At 69.3% G+C, this 18934-nt stretch carries 30 protein-coding genes; 18 read left to right on the top strand and 12 right to left on the bottom strand.

Annotation, left to right across the window (positions count from 1 at the left end; translation table 11 throughout):
- Position 1: 1 nt before the first annotated feature.
- From C4B68_RS32730 to C4B68_RS32720, 3 genes are all read right to left on the bottom strand, one after another.
- Positions 2-778, bottom strand: coding sequence for an ABC transporter permease (locus C4B68_RS32730; RefSeq protein ID WP_099500121.1), 777 nt, complete (start codon positions 776-778; stop codon positions 2-4).
- Complete coding sequence (locus C4B68_RS32725) at positions 775-1791, bottom strand: ATP-binding cassette domain-containing protein (protein WP_099500120.1); 1017 nt, start codon at positions 1789-1791, stop codon at positions 775-777. Before C4B68_RS32725 ends, C4B68_RS32730 begins: the two co-directional genes overlap by 4 nt.
- 184 nt (positions 1792-1975) lie before the next feature.
- Positions 1976-2623 (bottom strand): PadR family transcriptional regulator, encoded by a 648-nt coding sequence (locus C4B68_RS32720; protein WP_099500119.1) that lies wholly within the window; start codon positions 2621-2623, stop codon positions 1976-1978.
- 317 nt (positions 2624-2940) lie between these two features.
- On the opposite strand from C4B68_RS32720, the gene C4B68_RS32715 reads away from it, so the two are divergent.
- Positions 2941-4500 (top strand): amino acid permease, encoded by a 1560-nt coding sequence (locus C4B68_RS32715; protein WP_099500118.1) that lies wholly within the window; start codon positions 2941-2943, stop codon positions 4498-4500.
- Here C4B68_RS32715 and C4B68_RS32710 read toward each other — a convergent pair.
- Positions 4400-5767 carry a tyrosine-type recombinase/integrase gene (locus tag C4B68_RS32710; protein WP_099500117.1) on the bottom strand — a complete coding sequence of 456 codons (1368 nt, stop codon included), beginning with the start codon at positions 5765-5767 and terminating at the stop codon, positions 4400-4402. The two genes, C4B68_RS32715 and C4B68_RS32710, sit on opposite strands and share 101 nt — an antisense overlap.
- A complete protein-coding gene (locus tag C4B68_RS32705) occupies positions 5760-6302 on the bottom strand; it encodes a helix-turn-helix domain-containing protein (protein WP_099500116.1) in 543 nt (180 codons plus the stop codon). The genes C4B68_RS32710 and C4B68_RS32705 overlap by 8 nt, the downstream gene beginning before the upstream one ends.
- Before the next feature lie 122 nt (positions 6303-6424).
- Between C4B68_RS32705 and C4B68_RS32700 the strand changes: the two genes are divergently transcribed.
- The 15 genes from C4B68_RS32700 to C4B68_RS32640 all read left to right on the top strand — a co-directional run bounded on the left by C4B68_RS32700 (position 6425) and on the right by C4B68_RS32640 (position 15075).
- Positions 6425-6643 carry a helix-turn-helix transcriptional regulator gene (locus C4B68_RS32700; RefSeq protein ID WP_099500115.1) on the top strand — a complete coding sequence of 73 codons (219 nt, stop codon included), beginning with the start codon at positions 6425-6427 and terminating at the stop codon, positions 6641-6643.
- A gap of 137 nt (positions 6644-6780) precedes the next feature.
- Complete coding sequence (locus C4B68_RS32695; RefSeq protein WP_099500114.1) at positions 6781-7101, top strand: hypothetical protein; 321 nt, start codon at positions 6781-6783, stop codon at positions 7099-7101.
- Positions 7098-7376 carry a hypothetical protein gene (locus tag C4B68_RS32690; RefSeq protein ID WP_099500113.1) on the top strand — a complete coding sequence of 93 codons (279 nt, stop codon included), beginning with the start codon at positions 7098-7100 and terminating at the stop codon, positions 7374-7376. Before C4B68_RS32695 ends, C4B68_RS32690 begins: the two co-directional genes overlap by 4 nt.
- A complete protein-coding gene (locus C4B68_RS32685) occupies positions 7373-9163 on the top strand; it encodes a hypothetical protein (protein WP_099500112.1) in 1791 nt (596 codons plus the stop codon). Before C4B68_RS32690 ends, C4B68_RS32685 begins: the two co-directional genes overlap by 4 nt.
- Before the next feature lie 254 nt (positions 9164-9417).
- A complete protein-coding gene (locus C4B68_RS44165) occupies positions 9418-9702 on the top strand; it encodes a hypothetical protein (RefSeq protein ID WP_099500111.1) in 285 nt (94 codons plus the stop codon).
- Between the two features lie 63 nt (positions 9703-9765).
- Positions 9766-10146, top strand: a complete 381-nt coding sequence (locus C4B68_RS32675; RefSeq protein WP_099500110.1) for a hypothetical protein — start codon at positions 9766-9768, stop codon at positions 10144-10146.
- Positions 10143-10502 (top strand): hypothetical protein, encoded by a 360-nt coding sequence (locus C4B68_RS32670; RefSeq protein ID WP_099500109.1) that lies wholly within the window; start codon positions 10143-10145, stop codon positions 10500-10502. Before C4B68_RS32675 ends, C4B68_RS32670 begins: the two co-directional genes overlap by 4 nt.
- Positions 10495-10731, top strand: coding sequence for a hypothetical protein (locus C4B68_RS32665; protein ID WP_099500108.1), 237 nt, complete (start codon positions 10495-10497; stop codon positions 10729-10731). Before C4B68_RS32670 ends, C4B68_RS32665 begins: the two co-directional genes overlap by 8 nt.
- Positions 10732-10925: 194 nt before the next feature.
- Positions 10926-11138 carry a helix-turn-helix domain-containing protein gene (locus tag C4B68_RS32660; protein WP_099500107.1) on the top strand — a complete coding sequence of 71 codons (213 nt, stop codon included), beginning with the start codon at positions 10926-10928 and terminating at the stop codon, positions 11136-11138.
- Positions 11135-11296: a hypothetical protein gene (locus tag C4B68_RS42170; protein WP_167459206.1), complete on the top strand. Its 162-nt coding sequence runs from the start codon at positions 11135-11137 to the stop codon at positions 11294-11296. The genes C4B68_RS32660 and C4B68_RS42170 overlap by 4 nt, the downstream gene beginning before the upstream one ends.
- Positions 11289-11969 (top strand): hypothetical protein, encoded by a 681-nt coding sequence (locus tag C4B68_RS32655; RefSeq protein ID WP_099500106.1) that lies wholly within the window; start codon positions 11289-11291, stop codon positions 11967-11969. The genes C4B68_RS42170 and C4B68_RS32655 overlap by 8 nt, the downstream gene beginning before the upstream one ends.
- The gene (locus C4B68_RS32650; protein WP_099500105.1) at positions 11966-12226 is read left to right on the top strand and encodes a hypothetical protein; all 261 of its coding nucleotides are present in this window, start codon (positions 11966-11968) and stop codon (positions 12224-12226) included. The genes C4B68_RS32655 and C4B68_RS32650 overlap by 4 nt, the downstream gene beginning before the upstream one ends.
- A complete protein-coding gene (locus C4B68_RS44160) occupies positions 12223-12354 on the top strand; it encodes a hypothetical protein (protein ID WP_257217236.1) in 132 nt (43 codons plus the stop codon). The genes C4B68_RS32650 and C4B68_RS44160 overlap by 4 nt, the downstream gene beginning before the upstream one ends.
- A gap of 186 nt (positions 12355-12540) precedes the next feature.
- Positions 12541-14742, top strand: coding sequence for a phage tail tape measure protein (locus C4B68_RS32645; RefSeq protein ID WP_099500104.1), 2202 nt, complete (start codon positions 12541-12543; stop codon positions 14740-14742).
- Between the two features lie 3 nt (positions 14743-14745).
- Positions 14746-15075: a DUF6303 family protein gene (locus C4B68_RS32640; protein WP_099500103.1), complete on the top strand. Its 330-nt coding sequence runs from the start codon at positions 14746-14748 to the stop codon at positions 15073-15075.
- Positions 15076-15128: 53 nt separating this feature from the next.
- Here the strand turns inward: C4B68_RS32640 and C4B68_RS32635 are convergent, their stop codons facing one another.
- The 3 genes from C4B68_RS32635 to C4B68_RS32625 are packed head-to-tail and all read right to left on the bottom strand — an operon-like array spanning position 15129 to position 16764.
- Positions 15129-15980, bottom strand: coding sequence for a helix-turn-helix domain-containing protein (locus C4B68_RS32635; RefSeq protein ID WP_099500102.1), 852 nt, complete (start codon positions 15978-15980; stop codon positions 15129-15131).
- 24 nt (positions 15981-16004) lie between these two features.
- Entirely contained in the window at positions 16005-16532 is a 528-nt protein-coding gene (locus C4B68_RS32630) for a DUF6879 family protein (RefSeq protein ID WP_099500101.1), read from the bottom strand.
- Positions 16504-16764 carry a hypothetical protein gene (locus C4B68_RS32625; protein ID WP_099500100.1) on the bottom strand — a complete coding sequence of 87 codons (261 nt, stop codon included), beginning with the start codon at positions 16762-16764 and terminating at the stop codon, positions 16504-16506. Before C4B68_RS32625 ends, C4B68_RS32630 begins: the two co-directional genes overlap by 29 nt.
- 244 nt (positions 16765-17008) lie before the next feature.
- On the opposite strand from C4B68_RS32625, the gene C4B68_RS32620 reads away from it, so the two are divergent.
- On the top strand, positions 17009-17209 hold the full coding sequence (locus C4B68_RS32620; protein WP_099500099.1) for a hypothetical protein: 201 nt from the start codon (positions 17009-17011) through the stop codon (positions 17207-17209).
- Entirely contained in the window at positions 17206-17415 is a 210-nt protein-coding gene (locus tag C4B68_RS41475; RefSeq protein ID WP_143674282.1) for a hypothetical protein, read from the top strand. The genes C4B68_RS32620 and C4B68_RS41475 overlap by 4 nt, the downstream gene beginning before the upstream one ends.
- A 134-nt stretch (positions 17416-17549) precedes the next feature.
- On the opposite strand, the gene C4B68_RS44475 is transcribed toward C4B68_RS41475, so the two are convergent.
- The 4 genes from C4B68_RS44475 to C4B68_RS32605 form a co-directional block, all read right to left on the bottom strand.
- Complete coding sequence (locus tag C4B68_RS44475) at positions 17550-17714, bottom strand: Rmf/CrpP fold protein (RefSeq protein ID WP_306511108.1); 165 nt, start codon at positions 17712-17714, stop codon at positions 17550-17552.
- 67 nt (positions 17715-17781) lie between these two features.
- Positions 17782-18036: a hypothetical protein gene (locus tag C4B68_RS32615; protein ID WP_099500098.1), complete on the bottom strand. Its 255-nt coding sequence runs from the start codon at positions 18034-18036 to the stop codon at positions 17782-17784.
- Positions 18033-18410: a DUF6907 domain-containing protein gene (locus C4B68_RS32610; RefSeq protein WP_099500097.1), complete on the bottom strand. Its 378-nt coding sequence runs from the start codon at positions 18408-18410 to the stop codon at positions 18033-18035. The genes C4B68_RS32615 and C4B68_RS32610 overlap by 4 nt, the downstream gene beginning before the upstream one ends.
- Positions 18407-18670 carry a hypothetical protein gene (locus tag C4B68_RS32605; protein WP_099500096.1) on the bottom strand — a complete coding sequence of 88 codons (264 nt, stop codon included), beginning with the start codon at positions 18668-18670 and terminating at the stop codon, positions 18407-18409. The genes C4B68_RS32610 and C4B68_RS32605 overlap by 4 nt, the downstream gene beginning before the upstream one ends.
- Between the last annotated feature and the right edge of the window lie 264 nt (positions 18671-18934).

Genomic DNA, 18934 nt, shown 5'->3' with positions numbered 1-18934 from the left:
CTTACACGGACCGCTGGTACGACCGGAACGTGCGGATCGACAGCCACACCGCCGCCACCGCGAGCGCGAGCAGCGCGCCTGTCCTGCTGAGCACGTCACCCCAGTCGGGGTGCTCGGACATCGCCGAACGGCCCGCGACCATCGCCCAGTTGAGCGGGTTGAAGTCGGCGATGTGCCGCATCCAGCCGGGCATCTGCGACGGGGCCATGAAGGCGCTGGAGAGGAACGTCAGGGGCAGCAGCAGGAAGGTGTTGATGCCGATGATCGACTCCCGCTCCTGGACGAGCATGCCCAGCGCGTTGGACAGCGCCCCGAAGACGGTGCCGAGCAGCACCGAGGCGAGGACCAGGACGGCGATGCCGCCGATCCCGCCCGGGTAGTCCGCGCCACCGGCGAGCCCGAGCAGCACGATGATCACCGACTGCAGGGCCGTGACCAGACCGTTGTTGACGACGTTGCCGTTCATCAGCGCGGCCCGGCTGACCGGTGTGGTCAGGAAGCGGTTGAGCGTGCCCCGCTGAATCTCCTCCAACGTGCCCATGCCCGCCCACATGTTGGAGCTGAGGGCGCTCATCACCACCACGCCCGGGACCAGGTAGTCCAGGTACGAGGTGGTACCGAAGCCGCCGAGTTCGACGACCTTCTTGAAGAGGTTGCCGAACAGGAACAGCCAGATCACAGGCTGGATGAGGGTGATGACCGCGTACGCGGGCTGGCGGGCGAACACCACCAGTTGACGCTGCGTCATGTACCAGGTCTGGAACAGGGCCGCGCTCATCGGGCACCTCCGGCGAGGGCGAGGGAATCGGCGCCTTCCGCTTCGGCCTCGGAGTAACGGCGCCCGGCGTAGCGGAGATAGACGTCGTCGAGCGAGGGGCGGGCGACGGTCGCGGAGGCGACACCGACGCCGGCGCGCTCCAGGGTGGCGAGGAGCAGGGGCACCGCGGCGGCTCCGTCGTCGGCGCGGACACTGATCCGGCGGCCGTCGAGCAGGACATCGTGCACGCCCGGCAGCCCGCCGAGGGAGCCGTTCAGCAGCGTACGGCCGGCTTCACCGACCGCCCCGCGCAGTTCCACGTGGACGGCGTCGCCGCGCAGTTCGCCCTTCAGGGCGTCCGGGGTGCCCTCGACCACGACGCGGCCGCGGTCGACGATCGCGATGCGTTCGGCGAGCCGGTCGGCCTCTTCGAGGTAGTGCGTGGTGAGCAGGATGGTCAGGCCCTCGTCGCCGGCGAGCCGGGCGATCTCGTCCCACATCGCGGTGCGCGCCTCGGGGTCGAGACCGGTGGTGGGCTCGTCGAGGAAGAGCACCTGGGGGCGGTGGACCAGGCCGAGCGCCACGTCGAGGCGCCGCCGCATTCCCCCGGAGTAGCCCTTGACCTGGCGCCCGGCGGCGTCGGCGAGTGTGAAGCGCTCCAGGAGCTCGTCCACCCGGCGGCCCAGGCCGGCGCCCTTCAACCCGTAGAGCCTGCCCTGGAGTTGGAGGTTCTCCCGGCCGGTGGCCATAGGGTCGGCGCCCGAGCTCTGGGCGACCACGCCGATCGCGCGGCGCACCCGGTCCGGGTGGCGCAGCACGTCGTGGCCCGCGACGGTTGCGGTGCCCGAGTCGGGGCGGGCCAGGGTGGTGAGGATCTTGACGGTCGTGGACTTGCCGGCGCCGTTCGGGCCGAGCAGTCCGAAGACGGTGCCGGACTCGACGGTGACGTCCATGCCGCTGAGCGCGGTGACATCGCCGGGATATGTCTTGATCAGCTGACGCGCCGCTACCGCGGGCGCACGGGTACTGCTCATGGCTGCTGCTCTCCTGAGTGAGCGGATCACGAAAAGGACGGACTGATCCACGTGAAGAGCGCCGGGCTATCCTGGGTGTGCCGCACCTCGATGGCCCGGTCTGCCTCACGGCGGGTCCGGTTCGGGGTTCGAGACCCCGGTGGAGCTGCTGCAACAGCCCTGCCGGGGTCTGTTTCCGTCGGGGTCATCTGTCGAAGTGGCGGTCCTCCAAGTCCTGGAACTCCGGCGGGACTTCACCCGTCTCGTGGAACGTCCGCCACTGCTGGGCGCCGTCGAGCGTGCCGTCTTCCAGCTCCCGCAGAAAGCCGCGGATCCACTCGGCCTCCGCCTCGACCATGTGCAGCTGGTACTCGGTCTCCACCAGGAAGATCCGCGGCAGGGTCTCGTACAGCTTCTCCAGGCCGCCCCGGGCACCGGCAGCCCGCACCTCCAGCGTCTTGAGCCGCTCCGCCAGCAGGCGGGCCACCTCGTCGGGGTGGAGCACCCCCATCAGCGACAGCGCGGACTCGAAGATCGGGAACTCCCGCGCAGGGACCGCGAGCAGGTCCGACAGCCACTCCGTGGCCTCTTCGCGCCCGGCGTCCGTGATGCCGTACAGAGTGCGCTCGGGCCGGTTGCCCTGCCGCTGCACCTCGGCGACCTCGACGAAGCCGTGCTTCTCCAGGTTCTGGACGACGGTGTAGAGCGAGCCGTAGTTGATCTTCAGGCTCGTGTCCTTGCCCCGCTGGCGCAGGGTCTGGGCGATCTCGTACGGGTGCATCGGCCGCTCGGTGAGCAACACCATGACCGCGAGCGCCAGCGGATTGCTCAGCTTCCGGCGTTTCGTCGCCACGACGACCTCACCTCGCCCCCGAATAGACCATGTCCGATCAGCCCGCGCCCGAGCGGGCCGCGCCCGGACCAGCCGCACCCGAACAAACGGCGTCCGAGCGGGCCGCGCCAGATCTAGCCGCGCCCGAATATCCGTCACCGAACATATCGCGTCTCCGGACCGAGCACAATACACACGACGTATCGCGATCTGCCAAGGAGCGCAAGGGCGTGAGCACTTGGGCCCGCCCCGGACATGCCGGCGTGACGCGCCCGAAACAGGCCCTCCCTAATTTCTGTCACCCGACAGGAATCCCGCGCCCAAGGCAGGTGCCGCCCGTGACCACCAGCGCCCTCTCCGACGTACGGCCCGATCCGCCGGAGTCCCCCGACGACCCCTCCCTGGCGGAGTTCGGCTACCGCCAGGAGCTGCACCGCAGCCTCGGCCGGTACGCCTCGTTCGCCGCCGGGTTCTCCTTCATCTCCGTGCTCACGACCGTCTTCCAGTTCTTCGCCTTCGGGTACGCGTTCGGCGGGCCGGTCTTCTTCTGGACCTGGCCGGCCGTGCTGGTGGGCCAGTTGACGGTCGCGGCGTGCTTTGCCGAGCTGGCCGCGCGCTATCCGATCTCGGGCGCGATCTACCAGTGGTCGACGCGTCTGTCGAACCTCTCCTTCGGCTGGTTCGCCGGATGGATCATGGTGATCGGGCAGATCGTGGTGGTCGCGGCGGCGGCGCTCGCGCTGCAGATGGTGCTGCCCGCGATCTGGTCAGGCTTCCAGCTGATCGGCAGCGATCCGGCGCCCACCAGCGCCGACGGCGCAGCCAACGCGGCCGTCCTCGGCGTGATCCTGCTGGCCCTGACCACGCTGGTGAACGTCGTCGACAACCGTGTGCTGTCCGTGATCAACCGGATCGGTGTGACCGCCGAGATCATCGGCGCGGTCCTGATCATCGTGCTCCTGCTCACCCACTCCGAGCGCTCCCCCGGCATCACCTTCCACACGGGCGAGGGCGGCACCGGCCTCCTCGGGGCGCTGATGGTGGGGTCGTTCATGGCGGCGTACGTGATGATCGGCTTCGACAGCGCGGGCGAGATGAGCGAGGAGACCCGCAACCCACGGCGTACCGCGCCCCGCACCATCCTCACCGCGCTCGGCGCGGCGGGCCTCCTCGGCGGCCTGATCGTCCTCGGCGGGCTGCTGGCCGCGCCCAGCCTCACGGACGGACGTCTGGGCGTCGACGGCCTGAGCTACGTCCTGACCAGCAGCCTCGGCGACGGGGTCGGCCGCGCGCTGCTGGCCGACGTGGTGGTGGCCATCGCGGTGGCGACGCTGGCGATCCAGACCGCCGCCTGCCGCATGCTCTTCTCGATGGCCCGCGACCACCAGCTCCCCTTCTCTCGCCGCCTCGCGAAGGTCAACCCGCGCACCGGCATGCCGAGCGCCCCCGCCATGGCCGTCGGCATCCTCGCCGCCGCCCTGCTGCTCCTCAACTTCGCCTCCCCGGAAGCCTTCCTGGCCATCGGCACCACCTGCATCGTGATGCTGTACCTGGCGTACGCGATGGTCACCGGGCCGCTGCTGGTGCGCCGCCTGCGCGGGGAGTTCACCGCCCACGGCACCGACGAGACCGGCGCCCGGCTCTTCTCACTCGGCCGCTGGGGCGTCCCGGTCAACGCGATCGCCCTCCTGTACGGCCTCTTCATGACCGTCAACCTCGCCTGGCCCCGCGCCGCGGTGTACGACCCGGCGGGCGGGCACTGGTACTTCCAGTGGTTCACCGTCATATTCTTGCTGGTCACGCTGCTACTCGGCTTCCTGTACCGGGCTGTGAGGGCACAACGAGGGCACTCGGTTGCAGAAGGGGCACCGGTGGCAGTCCCCGCAGAATCCGCCTGATCGCCTCGGCGGTCGCGTCCTCGACGGGCGCGGCAGCAACGCCGAGAATCGACTCGATGGCGGACGCCGTGGTGTCCTCGGCGGTCGGCCACAGGCCCGTGTACTTATCCAAGGTGATGCTCGGCTTGGAGTGGCCGAGTCGGACCTGAACGGTCTTGACGTTCTCCCGAGCCTTGATCAGGGCGGAGGCGTAGAAGTCGCGAAGCCCGTGGAGCGTGAGCTTCTCGGGCACGCGCACCAACGACCCGGCCGCCTGAAGCGCGCGGTTGGCGTCCATGCGCATCCGCTGCCAAATCCGCGTCCATGTAGAGCGACGGATCGGCCGGCCTTTGTCGTCGGTGAACAGCAGACGCACCGTACGCGCAACCGGCTTGAGCGGGTCCGCGCGGTCCTCCAACTGAATACCGGCCGTGGGGAAGTCCCGCCGGTGCTCAACGATGCCCGCGACCGCGGACGGCGCCAACGGCACCTCCCGATAGGACTCCGGCGTCTTCAGCAGGCCTATGTATTGCGGTCCCTTGTCCGGGGTGACGAGTTGCTGGCTCACCTCGACGGCGGCCCGCTCGATGTCCACACCGTCTTCCAGACCGAACAGCTCCCCCTGACGTAGGCCGCTGGACGCGGCGAGCCGCACGAGCGCCCGGTATCGGGCGGGGGCGACGTCGATGAGCGCCTTCACCGAGTCGGGGTGCGGGATGATCAGCTTGCTGCGGATCTCGGGCAGCGTGACGCCCTCGCATGGGTTGACGCGTATCACGCCATCGAGCACGGCCATGCGCAGCACGGTGTTCAGCACCTCGAAGTGACTACCCACGGTCGACGCCTCGTAGCGGGATGCCTGCCCCTTCACCCATGCCTGCACGTCGCTGCGCTTGATGCTGGCCACGGCGCGGTTGCCGAACGTCGGATAGAGGTGCAGGCGCAGCGTGCGTTCGACGCGCCCCTCGGTGCGCTCGCGGTGGATCGCCGAGGTACGCCACGCTTCCCCGAGAGTGCGGAGCGTTTGGCGGCCGGCGGCGCGGTCGACGTACTGCCCGCTATCGAGATCCGCCTTCACCTTCGCTGCGCGCGCGTCGGCGTCGGCCTTCCTCTCGAAGTTCTCTTTGCGCTGCTCGCCGTTGGCATCGCGGTAGCGGACCTGCCACCGCTTCCCCGTGCCGTGGTCGGCAGACGGGACGAGGCGGCGCGTACGGCTGCTGTGCTCACGGCACAGCTCGGCGCCCTCCAGCGGGCGAGACAGGTGCCACCGGTCGTAGACCTCAGCCATGTTCGGGTTCCTCGCCGCCCCCGGACTCCGGCAGCTTCACGTACCACTCATGCAAGCCAGACTGCGGATCCCAGCGCCCCTCACCAACCTGTCGGTGCTTCACAGCGAGCGACTGAACGTCGCGCGCCCACGCTGGGCGCGAGTCCAGCTCGAAACGATCTCTGTCTCCCCACGGGTCCGAGCCAGACGTAACCATGGGCACGTGGCCATCGGCCCAGAGCCAGGCAATCGATGCTTGAACCGCACCACTGGCCGTCACTTCGACCACGTCATCCGGTCTCTCCGTCCACGGGAGAAGGAGAGCCGTAGGCGAGACACGCAATGCGATCGCGAGCGCCACCAAGTCGTCAACGTCGACACGGCGCGTGCCGGCCTCGACGCGCGAGACACCAAGCGGGGGGATTGGGCGGCCCAGCTCCGCCGTCCGGTCGGCAAGCTGCTTCTTCGTCATACCGCGCGACTCACGGATGCGCGCGATGTTGGCCCGCACCTGTTCGCCAGTGGGGCCAAGCGGGTTCTTCTTCTCCTCTGCCACCCTTCAATGCTCGCATCAAAATGATGCGCACGCAATCCCACTTGTTCCCTGATCGTCTCGCGATTACAGTTCGATGTGTCGCCGCATCGAAATGATGCGTCCGACTATCGAGAGGGATTGCCATGCCTGAGCGCCTCGCGCTCCCGATAGACCCCGATGCCCTGCTCACACCCGAGCAGGTCAGCACCCTTACTCAGTTCGAGGTGCAGACGCTGGCGAACATGCGGTGGCGCAAGACCGGGCCCACTTACCTGAAGTTCGGGAACGGCCGCAGCGCGCCGGTCCGCTACCGGCGCCGCGACGTCCTCGCCTGGCTCGACTCGCAGGTCATCGCCGCATGAAGCGGGCCGTCGACAAGGCAACCGGTGTTCCCGCACCGCAACCCGCCGACGGCCCTCGCAGCACCCACAGAAACCGAAAGGACCCGGGCCAAAGCTCGCCAGCTCCCCGGGCCCCTTACAGACAGGTACCACCAGCAATGTTCGCACAGCCCAACGCCGCCGCCCTGCTCGACGCCGACCGCGCCGCCACCGATCCGGCGATAGCCGCCGAGCGCGCCACCACGTACGTGTCCGTGCCCGGCGCCGTCGAAGTCCCCACCACGGTCGCCCGGCTCGCCGAGCTGATGAAGGCGGAGGCAGACAAGTACCGCGCCGCCATGATGCGCGGCGACGTCCGCGCCGCTGTCGCCGGTCTCGCCGCCGTCGGCATCCTCTACGACGTCGCGTCGACCGAGCTCGGCGCCCACTTGGACGTGATCGAGGCCGCCCTCACCGACGCCCTCCGAGGCGCCCGGTGACCGCCGACATCCCCACCCAGCTCCGCCGCCGCCACTCCGCGGCACTGCGAACCGCCCAGCGGGATTGCGGCTGCCCCCACGCCTTCCACGCCGACCCCCTCAACTGCCTCGCGGCCCCGCCCCGCGCGTCGACGTTCAGCCTCGACGCGCGCAGGCTGATCACCGAAGTCCGCAAGCTGCGCGCCCTCGGCTGGACCCCGGACGAGATCCGCCAAGTCCTCGACCTGTCCCTCATCCTCCCCACCCCCCGCGACCCGTTGGAGTCCCTCCGTTGACCGCCGCCCCCCGGCGTCCTGGTGAATGGCCCGCGGGCGTACAGCGCCCGCGGGCTGTTCCCGCGCCCGCACAACTCGCCGCCGAGACCCACGGTGGCACCGTCCTCCCCCTCACCGGACCCCTGTACCGGCCCGAGCCTGTCGACGACGAGTTCACGACTCCAGAAGCCGTCGAGGAACAGGCCGTCGACCGGCAGCGCATCATCATCGACAGCGAGCCGGGCGGCATCGTCAACGTGGCCGAAGCCATCGAGAGCGGCGCCCTTCCCGAGACGTACGTCCGACAAGGCGCCCTCGTACAGGTTGCCCAAGTGGCCGGCGCCATCAACCCCGAGCAGGGCGTAGACCACGAGATCCGGACGCTCACCCCGGACAGCATGCGCTTCCTCCTCGCGCAGCACGCCGACGTTGTAGCCCCCCGCGGCAGCAAGGACGGCGAAGTCCGTTACGTGGCCACGTCCCCCAGCGTGAGCGTGTGCCGCGCGGTCCTCTCCAACGGTGCATGGACGTCTATCCCCGCCCTCGCCAACCTCGTATTCGCACCCGTCATCCGCCCCGACGGCACCGTGTTGCAAAAGCCCGGATACGACCCGTCGACCCGCCTCTACTACGTGCCACGGCTCCGGATCGCGCCCGTCCCCGACCGACCCACCGGCAGAGACATCGCAGAGGCGCTCGACTTGCTGCTTGGCCAGGTCCTCGCCGACATCCCATGGGACAGCGACGCCGACCGCGCGAACTACGTCGGTCTGCTCGTGTCCCTGATGCTCCGCCCGTACATCGGCGGACTGCTCCCGTTCGGCGCGTTCAGCGCGACCGAGCGCGGCAGCGGCAAGACCCTGCTGACCGACGCGATCAAGCACCTGTACGGCGCTGGTGTCCGGGCATGGGTCAGCGACGACGACGAGTTGCGGAAGTCCATCACCGCCGCCCTGATGGGCTCCAGCCCCGCAATCGTCTTCGACAACGTCGGCGAACACGACAACGTGAGCGCCCCCTCGCTCGCGAAGCTGCTGACGAACGCAACGTGGGACGATCGCATGCTCGGCCGGAACACGAACGTGAGCCTGATCAATGACCGGCTGTGGCTCGTCACCGGCAACAACATCCGCTTCGGCGGAGACATCGCCCAGCGGACCGCCCTCGTACGCCTCAACGCCCGATGCGCCCGCCCCGACCTGCGGACCGGCTTCCGGATCCCGGACCTGTTCGCATGGCTGGAGAACCAAACGAACCAGGCCGCGCTCATGCGTGCCCTGCTCATCCTGTGCCGCGACTGGATAGCGGCCGGCGCCCCGCAAGCCGACTTCCAGATGCGGAACTTCTCGCGGTGGGCACGCAACATCGGCGGGTTCCTCGCCCACCACGACATCCGCGGGTTCCTGGACAACCGCGACCGGCTCGAAGAGCAGGACGAAGAACAGACCACATGGGCCACGTTCTACGCGCAGTGGTGGGAGCTGCACACCAGCACGGCCATGACGACCGCGGAGCTGATCAAGTCGTCGCGTCCTGAGCCGTCCGCGTTCGGCCCCGGCGAGGACCCGTGGAACGGCGTATTCCTCGCCCGCTCGGACGGCAAGCCTCTGTCGGCTGTGAGCCTCGGCAAAATGCTCGCCACCCGCGAGGACCGGCACATCGGCGGATTCACGCTCACGAACCCCGGCAGGAACCGTGTCGGCGCAAGGTTGTGGAGCCTGCGGAGGGCCGCGGAGTCGACCGCTGAGGGTACGCAGGGGACGGGCAGCGCATCCCCTGCACTCAGCGCATCCCCAGCGCCGCCCTGACACCCGAGCACGCCGATTCCGGCCCATGCAGGGGATGCGTAGCCCACCGCCAGCGCATCCCCTGCGCTATCCCCTGCACCACAAGCCGCAGAAAACCGCAGCTCACAGACCCAGTGCAGAGGATGCAGAGGATGCAGAGGATGTTTTCCGATCTAACGCATTACTCCTTCTTGCCTCCATACGTGGGGGAGCGGAGGAACGCAAAACATCCTCTGCATCCTCTGCAAACCCAGCACCACACCCCGAGGAGAACCATGAAGCCCCGCCTCACCTACACCGAACACACCGAGCTGGGCCGCGTCCTCGCCGGCATCCGCGACGAACTCACCCACCGCCGCACCCAACTCCACACCGCCTACCCCAAGACCGGACACGAAGCCATACCCGCCCGCACCCTCGAAAACGCCGTACAGGCCATCGACGCCGCCCGCCAAACCCTCGAAGACCTCTGCTACCGCGAGCACCCCAACAACGCCCACACGCACACCTACTGGCCCAACCCCGAGCACCGCGCCACCATCACCACCCCAACCCACTAACCCACCCTTGTCGCCGCGCGGCACGCCCTGTCTCGCGCGCGCACGTGAGAGGAGACCCCCATCGTGACCCCCGTGAAGGGCCGTCCCGCAGCCGTTGCCGCCCTCGCGGCCGGTGAACCGCCATCCGTCGCCGCCGACCGCGCCGGCGTGTCCATCCGTACCGTGCAGCGCTGGCAGACCGACCCCGCGTTTGCCGCCGAGGTCCGCGCAGTGCGCGCCCGCGTCCTCGACGACACCGCCGGCCGTCTGTCTGCCGCCGCCGCGTCCGCCGTCGCCACCCTGCAAGCCCTTGTCGCCGACCCGGAGCAGCCGGGCCACGTCCGCGTCAAGGCCGGTGACGTCCTGCTGCGCGCGCTGCTGCCCGTACGCGAGCACGTCGACCTGGAGCAGCGCATCACCGCCATCGAGGAGCACGAGGCCGAGGAAGGAAGGCGCCGCCGATGACTCCCCGCCACCAGTTCGGCCGCCGCTTGGACGCGGTCGAGCAGAAGCACAAGGCCCGTCGCCTCATCCAGCCGTACCAGCTCACGGACGGCAGCACCGTGGAACTGTCCACGCTCGACGTCCTCGGGTTCGTCATGGCGAGTCTCGGCAGCGAGTACGCCGACCGGCACGGCCACGGCCCGGACGACCCGGACGGAGTCGACGGCCCGGAGCCGGTCGAGCCGCGCGAGGCGAAGGCCGGCATCGCCCGCACCCTCGCCCAACTCGACCCCGACCACGCGCCGTCCATGTTCGGCAACCTCGTTCGCGGTCTCGCCGCCCACGCCGTGGCCCGCGAGGACACCACCGATGGCTAGCCACATCGACGAGGCCATAGCCGCCCGTGTCGCCGCCGCACAAGCCCGCCGCGACCAACAGGCCGCCGTACGCGCCGCGTTCGCCCAACGGCGCGCCCACGGCCTCACCGCACGGCACCGCGCCAAGCTCCGACGCCAGGCTGAGCAGGAGGCCGCCGCGACGAACACGGGCACCACCAACCAACCTCACCCGCTCACCAACTCGCCACTACCGGCGAAGATCCGGTAAAGTCAGAGCCGACCCCGGCGTGCCCAGAAACAGCCGCCGCCGGGACGCCCCGAGCCTCACACCTCGGGCACTGCCGGTACCGGCAAAGACCCGCTAACATTGCCCCCGTCTCCGGCATGCCCGGAGACAAGACCATCCGACGCCCTGTCACCACATACCGGTGACGGGGCGTTTTGCATGCCCGGAGGTACACCGTGCCACCCCAGGCCACCCCCGCCGCGCCCAGCAGGCCGGCGCTCAACCTCATGTCCGTCGACGAAGCAGCCGCGCTCTTGGACCGCTCCCCTCGAACCGTCCGCCAGCTCGCCGCCGCCGGCACCCTTCCCGCCCACCGAGTCGGCGCCCGCGTCTGGGTCTTCGACCGCACCGCACTCGACCACTACCGCCACGGGAGAACCGCAGCATGACCGAGCTCGCCGCCGCCATCAGCCGCCACTACGACCAGCGCGCCGAACAGGAACCGCGCCAGGACGACGCCCTACGAGCCGCCGTCGCCCATGACTTGACCCTCGACCGGCAGCACCGCGCCGCCGGCGACAACCACCAGGAGGACACCCATGTCTGAGACCACCACCGCGCCGACCGTCGCCCAGGCCACGGCCGAGGCCCTCGCCGCCGAGCAGGAGGCCGCGGAGCTGCGCGCCGCCGTCGAGAACGGCGACGACAGCGTGACCCCGGCCGCGCTCGCCGAAGCCGAGCAGAAGGGCATCTTCGCCCGCCTCCGCATCAAGGCCGCGAAGAAGCGGGCCGCCGAGCAGGCCGAGGCTGACCGGCACAAGCGTGCGAAGGCCACCGCCGCCGACATCCGCGCCCTGATCGAGCAGGACGACACCGACGACATCGCCGCCAAGGTCACCGCCGCGGTCGACGCGCTCACCGCCCTGTACAGCACGACCGAGGCACGCCGCCTCCGCGTGCTGGAGATGGCCGGCCGTGTCCAGCCCATCGCCGCCGAGCTGGAGCGTGCGGGCTTCCACCCGATCACGGAACTGCGGGAGCGGTACGCCGTCGCCGCCGGCCACGACTCCGTGACGATCTACACCCCGCACCCCGTCGGCACCGTCGGTGTCACGGGCGCCCTCGCGGTCGCCGCCGTCGTCGGTATGGCCGTACGCGACGCCCGCGAACAGGCGAAGATCACCGACCAGATGGGCTACCTGTCGTCGCGCGTCGAGACGTTCATCGCTCAGGTGCCGGCACTGCGCGCCGTCTTCAACGAGAACGGAACCGCCAAGTGACCAGCCGCGAGCACATCACCGCGAGCGCGGGCGACCCCGCACCACGCCGCACGTACCCCGAGCAGACCGGCTACGTGTCCCCGACCGTCCGCCAGTACGCGGAGACTCAGGCCCGACTCGCCGCCGAGGCCGCCGAGGACCGCTACCGCGTGCCCGAGACGCGCGAGCAGCTGCTCGCCATGAAGTCGGCCGAGCAGGTACGTACGTACGAGCAGCACCGCGAGGTGTACGACCGGCTCATGGGCCACACCACGTGACCCGCGACCGCCGCGAGCACGACGAGGACCAGGCCGACGAACAGCCGCCCGTGTTCCGGCTGTTCCGCCCGCCGGCCACCCTCACCGAAGCGCGGCGTCTCACCGCGCCCCAGTGGTCCAGATCATGACCGAGTGGCCCGACGACTACGAACGCCTCGTCGGCCGCCCCCGCACCCGAGCATGACCCGCCCCCGGCGCCCCACAGCGCCGGGGCACCCGCATTTCCCACCTGTTGCACCCACTTGAGGCCCCAAAGGGCCGATAACTTCACACCGCGCCGCCGCGCGGCCTACCCCTTAAGGAGGCCAGCGCGCATGGCGCTGACCGTCGGCGAACTCGCCGCCACCATCACTCTCGACGACAGCGAGGCCGAACGCGGCCTCGACACCTTCCAGTCCCGCTTGCGGTCCGCCCTGTCCCGCATCACGCAGCGGGCCCGCGAGGGCGGGCAGGAGGCTGGCGATGCCCTCGGCGAGGGCCTCGAAGAAGGCGCCACCGAGGGCGCAGACGCCGCCGGTGAGAGCATCACCGGCAAGCTCAACGGCCTCGCCCTCGGAGCAGTCGGGGGCGCCCTCGGAGCCGCCCTCATTGGCGGCATATCCGAGGCCCTGAACCAGGAGAAGATCAGCGCGAAACTCGGCGCGCAGCTCGGCGCCACCGGGCCCGAGGCGGAGCGGTATGGGCACATCGCAGGCGAGCTCTACGCGGACGCCATAACGGAGGACTTCCAGGGCGCCGCGGACGCTATCAAGGCAACCATGAACGCCGGTATTGCCCCGACCGGCGCGACGAACGCACAGCTCAAGTCGATCTCGACACACGCCCACGACGTGGCGGAAGCCCTCGGTATCGACGTGGGCGAGGCCGCCAACACGGCCGGACTCATGGTCCGCAACGGTCTGGCGAAGAACGCCACCGAAGCGCTGGACATGCTGGCCCAAGCCAACGACCGCGGCGCCAACAAGTTCGGGGATCTGGCCGAGACGATCACCCAGTCCGCGAACAACCTCGCTCACTTCGGCCTGACGGGTGAACAGGCGCTCGGCACGGTCCTGCAAGGCCTCGACGCGGGCGCTCCCTCAGCCGAGGTGTTCACGGGTGCGCTGGAGGAGATGGCCGCGAACGCGGCCGACGGCGCGGAGACGTTCGATGCCCTGGGCCTGAACGGTGAGGCCATGGCGAAAGCGTTCGCCGAGGGCGGTCCGAAGGCCGGCGAAGCGCTGGATCAGCTGATGGACAAGCTTCGGCAGACGAAGGACCCGGCGAAGCGCAGTGCGGCCATGGTGTCTCTGTTTGGTGAGGAAGCCCTCACCATGCAGGACGCACTACTCGCGGTGGATCCGTCGCAAGCCACCACGCGACTCGGCGATTTCAGCGGAGCCGCGGACAGGGCCGGCGACAGTCTACGGGACAACGCCGCCACGAAGGTCGAGCAGTTCAAACGAAGCCTGCAACAGGGCGTTGTCGACTTCCTCGGCACCCACGTGATCCCGAAGCTGACGGAATTCTTTGGCTTCGTGCAGGACCATTCTGGCGCTTTCCAGGCCGCCGCACTCGGCGTCACGGCGCTGGGCGCAGCGTTCTTTATCGCCTCTCTCGGCGTCTGGGCGATGAATTCGGCGATGTTGGCCAACCCAATGTTTTGGATCATCGGCGGCATAGCCATGGCAGTAGCCGGTCTGGTGATCCTCGTCGTCACCTATTGGGATGAGATCAAGGCGGCCACGCTGCTGGCGTGGGACTGGGTCGTGGGCAAGTTGACCGAGGCCAAGGACGGGATCCTTGTCGCGGTTGGCTATCTCGCTGCGATACCGGACCTGGTGGCCGGTTGGTTCCAGGACATGAAGGACTGGGCGATACGTAAGAGCCAGGAACTCGTCACGTGGATGACGGGCCTACCTATGGCCATCGGCGTGGCGATCGGCAGTATGGGCAGCACGCTGCGTAGCGCCGCAACACGCGGCTTTCAGTCCTTCCGTGACGCGTCGGTACAGAAAGTCGCGTCGTTCATCACATGGGTTCGGGGCATCCCGGGGCAGATATCCCGCGGTATCGGATCCTTGTCAGGGCTGCTGACCGGCAAGGGCCAGGACGTTGTACGCGGCCTGTGGAACGGCATCAAAGGCATGGGCCCTTGGTTGCGGGACACGCTCATTGGATGGGCGCGGAGCATCATTCCCGGGCCGATTGCGAAGGCGTTGGGCATCGCGTCGCCGTCGCGGGTGATGCGCGATCAGATCGGCCGTTGGATTCCTGCGGGCATCGTCGAGGGCATCGAGAGTGGTTCCGGCGCGGTGGATACAACCATGCGGAATCTCGTCTCAGTGCCGACCGGCGGGCAGGCGACGGCGGCGCATGTGGCCGCGCGGACCGGCGGCGCGGTGTCCGGCGGCAGCGCACCGCAGGTCGTCAAGATCGGCTCGGACGGTACGGCGTACGGGGATCTGCTCGTTGCCGAGCTCCGCAGGGCCATCGGCGGCCGCGGCGGCAACGTCCAGTTCATATTGGGGAGCTGAGCCATGGTTGACGAGCAGACGGGATACGCAGGATTCGGGTGGAGCCCCGACAACGGCGGGGAATGGGCGCTGCACCTTGCCCGCCCCGACCTGTCCGGCCTGTCGCCGCTGTCCGTGACCTGGCCGGGCCAGGTGGGGCCGCCGTCCCTCATGCAGCGATACGACGCTCTCGCCGCGCTCGGGTACGCGGTCGTCCGCGGTGGGCCGGAAGCGTGGACATGGACTGAGGGCGCCGACGAGCAGGGCAATGTGATGTTGGCCGCGTGCACGGAGGTCCGCCCGTTGGGTGTGGAAGAGCTACCCGCGGACGGCGCAGAGCCCATACGTGGCTGACCAGGCGCCCGGCACCTCACCGCGAGGAGCCGGGCGCCGTCGTACGTCCGGTCTCAACGCAGCGCGTCGATGGCCTTCACGATCAGGGCGCGGGCACCGGCGCCGTACACGGCCATGCCGCGCAGCTCCTCGAAGGCCTTCAGGTAGAGGGCAATCTCACTGGGCTGCGTGACACGGACGCGGGCAGACAGGAGCTCCACCGACACGAGGGTGTCGTCGTACATGTGGAACAACTCCTGCGGCCACAGGACGCGTTGCGGTGTGGCGCTCGGGATGATGCCGAGCGACACCGAGGGAAGCGCACCCGCGGTCAGCAGGTAGCCAAGCTGTGCGGCCATCGCGTCGCCGTCACCCAACTGGTACCGGAGAACGCCCTCTTCGATCAGCATGACGAACCGGCGCCCCGGCTCATGGATGATCTGCGAGCGTTCGAGGCGTGCGGCCGCCGCTTCCTCGGCGTCGTCGGGGAGGTCAAGCAGGCGGGCGTTCGCGGACAGCAGGGCCCGCGCGTACCCCTCGGTCTGCAGCAGGCCGGGGACCAGCGTGGGCGAGTAGATCCGGAAAAGGTCAGTGGACCGGTACAGCTGCACGTAGCTGCCCTGCAGACGCTTCAGCCCGGCTCGGACCTTGCGTCTCCACTCGACGTACTGCGACTCGGCATCACGGGACTGGGCGAGAATGTCGGGGGCCTGGTCGGCGGCGCCGCAGGCGCGGCACCAGAGACGGATGTCCTCGGGCGTGGGGGGTGTGCGCGCGTTCTCGATGCGCGAGGTTTTCGGATGGGTCCAGCCGCAGCGAGAGGCCAGCTCAGTCCCGGTAATGCCCGCGTCTGCACGGAGTTCACGCAGACGCTGCGCGACGCGTTCGCGCGCAGCTTGGGCCGAGGATGACGGGGAGATGGGCATGAGCTGGCCTGTACGCCTTCCGCACTAGCTGATCTTGTAGTCCTGGTGTGGGGTCGCGCGCGCCCACACTGCCTCGAAGGCGTCGGCGCACAGCTTGGCCGCGGCCGGATCCTCGCTGATCTCCCCGCCTCCGGACGCGCCGTCGCCGGTGAAGTGGTTCCAGCGGATCAAGCGGCCGTCGATCAGCCAGAAGTCGTTACCCGGCAGGGCGATGTCGGATACTCGGCGGCGGGCAAGCCATCGCACCTGCTCGCCGGCCTCGACGTTGACCGGGGTTCCTGCGTGCTCGAAGCGGATGTAGTCGCTGACTGGCTCGGAGACGATACGGGCCCGGCGGACGGTCACGCCGCGGGCCACGGTGCGGCGGACCAACTGCACCCACGACGCCCAGTATGGCGAGCCGGGATCCATGTCCCGCTCGCCAGTGTTCTTCCAGTGCGCGAAGTCGTCGGCCTCGCCTGCGACACCGTAGGCGTCGCGCATCTCCAGGTGGACGGCGCTGCGCAGCGCGCCGTCCAGCAGCTCAGCGAAGCTCGGCACGTTCTGCGGCATCGCACGCCTCCCTCAAGGCCGGCACCATACGGGCCGGGATCCGGACTACTGCCTCGTGGTCGGGGATACCCGCCGCGTGTCCGGGCGCCTCGAACGCGGCGCATTCCGCTTCGAGATCCGGGCTCGGCTTCCATCCCTGAATGACCAACTCGTTCTTGCTGTCGTCGACCCACACGGTGGGGCTTTCGCCTGTTCCCGTGTTGGGGTCGATGCCGATGAACCGTAGTGTCATCGCCGCCTCCGACGCTCTTGGTGTGCACGGATGTACACCACCCTCAGTCGTCCGAGGTGAAGGGTCAAGGGTTCGAAGTCGCCAACCGCATGCCCTGTGGATTGCCGTGAACATTGGTGAACATCGCTGGATGTGGCGCACACCACGTCCTTAGCGTCGTGACCAGCGGCAGCCCACGACACTCTGCCCACGCACGCGCCGCGCACCGGTGCCTGGGCAGGCCCACGCCAGCGGAGGCACGCGGATGAAGACGACCATGGACCCGCCCATCACGCTCGAACTTCCCCTCAGCGCCCCCGACCCGGCGCCGGGCTGTGGTGTCTGCCAGGCCCTCGCTCGACAGCGGGCCGAGGCTCTGGCCGCTGGGAATGCGTCGCGCGCGACGGACTGCAACGTCGAGATCCGCAACCACCCCCACCCGACGCGGGCTGGCGGCACGTCATGAGCGCCGTCAGGCGGGAATGGCGCGACTCAGGGAGCGCGTTCGGCCACATGCAGGCGGTCGCCGACAGCGGCACGTACAGCCGCATCCAGACCGCGTACCGCGCCTACATCACACACGCCACCGCATGCGAGGGCTGCGGACACGGACAGGCGAAGTGCACGACGGCAGACCAGCTGTGGCGCGCGTACAAGGCAGCCCGCTCGTAGACCCCCGGTTCCGGCGCGACGGTGTGCCGGAGCCGGGCCCAACCCCCGCCCGTCCCCATACCCCGTGAGCTCCCGGGGGCGGGCGGGACAGGCCCCGGCCGGACCGGAATCCCGGCCGCGGCCGCTCTCGCGTGCTACGCGTCGCCGTTGTCGGGCAGGGGTGGCGCGGTGCGCGCGTAACCCTTGATCCATGCGGTGCGCAGTATGCCGCGGTAGGGGCAAACGGTCGGAGGGTCGCCTCGGCGCCCGGCCTCGGTGCCATCGATCACTGCTCGTGCAATGGACTCGCGCGTACCCATCGTCCCCCTGTCTTGACCTGCACGTATGACAGGGCCCACCCGTGTCCGACGGATGAGCCCTGCCGCGTCACACGCCCTTCTCGGCCCCGTCGGACACTGGCGCCACCGGGAACAGGTCACGGGTCCGAATGGACAGCACCGCCGGCCGCTGGCCGCCGTGAGTCTGCGCCGGATGGTCCGCGTACCGGTGCGCCTGCGCCAACAGCCGCACCGCGAACCGGACCGCGTCAGACGCCGTCATACCGCTGCCCTGCAAGACGGCCAGGTCCTCAAGGAGTTCGTCCGTCGTGCGCACCGAGAGGGCGCGCGGCTTGCTGCTCATCGGGTCTCCTGGCGGATAGCGTCAGCTTCGTCGGCGAGCCCGTCGAGGAAGGCGAGGTGGGCACGGGTGAGGGAGGTGAAGGCGTGGACGTCGTCCGGTGTGAGGGACACAATCTCGCCGTTGATCTCGACCGCGACGAGCGGGAGCGGCTCGGGCGCGAGGTTGGCGTAGGGCCTTTGAGTGATCCATGCGCGGAGGTACTCGATAGGTCCGTGCGGCCCGTCGAAGGTGGCGAAGGTCTCGGACCCGTTGTGCTCGATATCCGCCTTGGACTGGGCACGGTCGTCACGGTGCCCAAGGCACCAGCCCGGTTCGTCGACTTCCAGGCTCTTGGCAACCAAGACGTTCACGGTCACCGTGCGCGGCTCGATCATCGGCCCTCACCCCACGCGCGGTAGCCGGTGGGCGGGTGCTCGGCGAGCCGCTCACGCAGGTAGGTGGTCGTCCACTCGACGCTCGTCAGGGGGTTGTCGTCGAGGACGCTGCGCAGTGCGATCGCCGCGTGCATGGCGCGGTCGTTCAGCAGCCGGTCGTGCGCCTCGGTGTCGCCGACCGTGGCGGGGTGCGGAATGTCGAGCGCTTCGAGGACGGCCGCGAGCAAGTCGCGCACGGCGTCCGGGGTACGGTCCTGCATGGGTCTGAGCTCCCTTGATCTGGGTGGGTTCGGATCAAGGCCCCGGCCGGTGCTGTCATCACCGGTTCGGGGCCGCCGTGTCTCCGGGATAGAGACCGGCAGGAGCTGGGCGGATCGCGTGCCCTGGAGGGCACAGACAGGGCACATGAGCCCCAGATGACGAAGGAAAATGCGGGATGACGCAGGATGCGTCTCCGCAGGTCAGAGAGGGTCCAATCACGTTCCCGCAGGTCACGGCGGGGGTGCCTCCACTGGTACTTCCAG

Origin of the sequence: Streptomyces dengpaensis (genome assembly GCF_002946835.1) — a bacterium.
GTDB classification, from domain to species: domain Bacteria; phylum Actinomycetota; class Actinomycetes; order Streptomycetales; family Streptomycetaceae; genus Streptomyces; species Streptomyces dengpaensis.
This window is presented reverse-complemented; position numbering and strand designations above follow the sequence as displayed.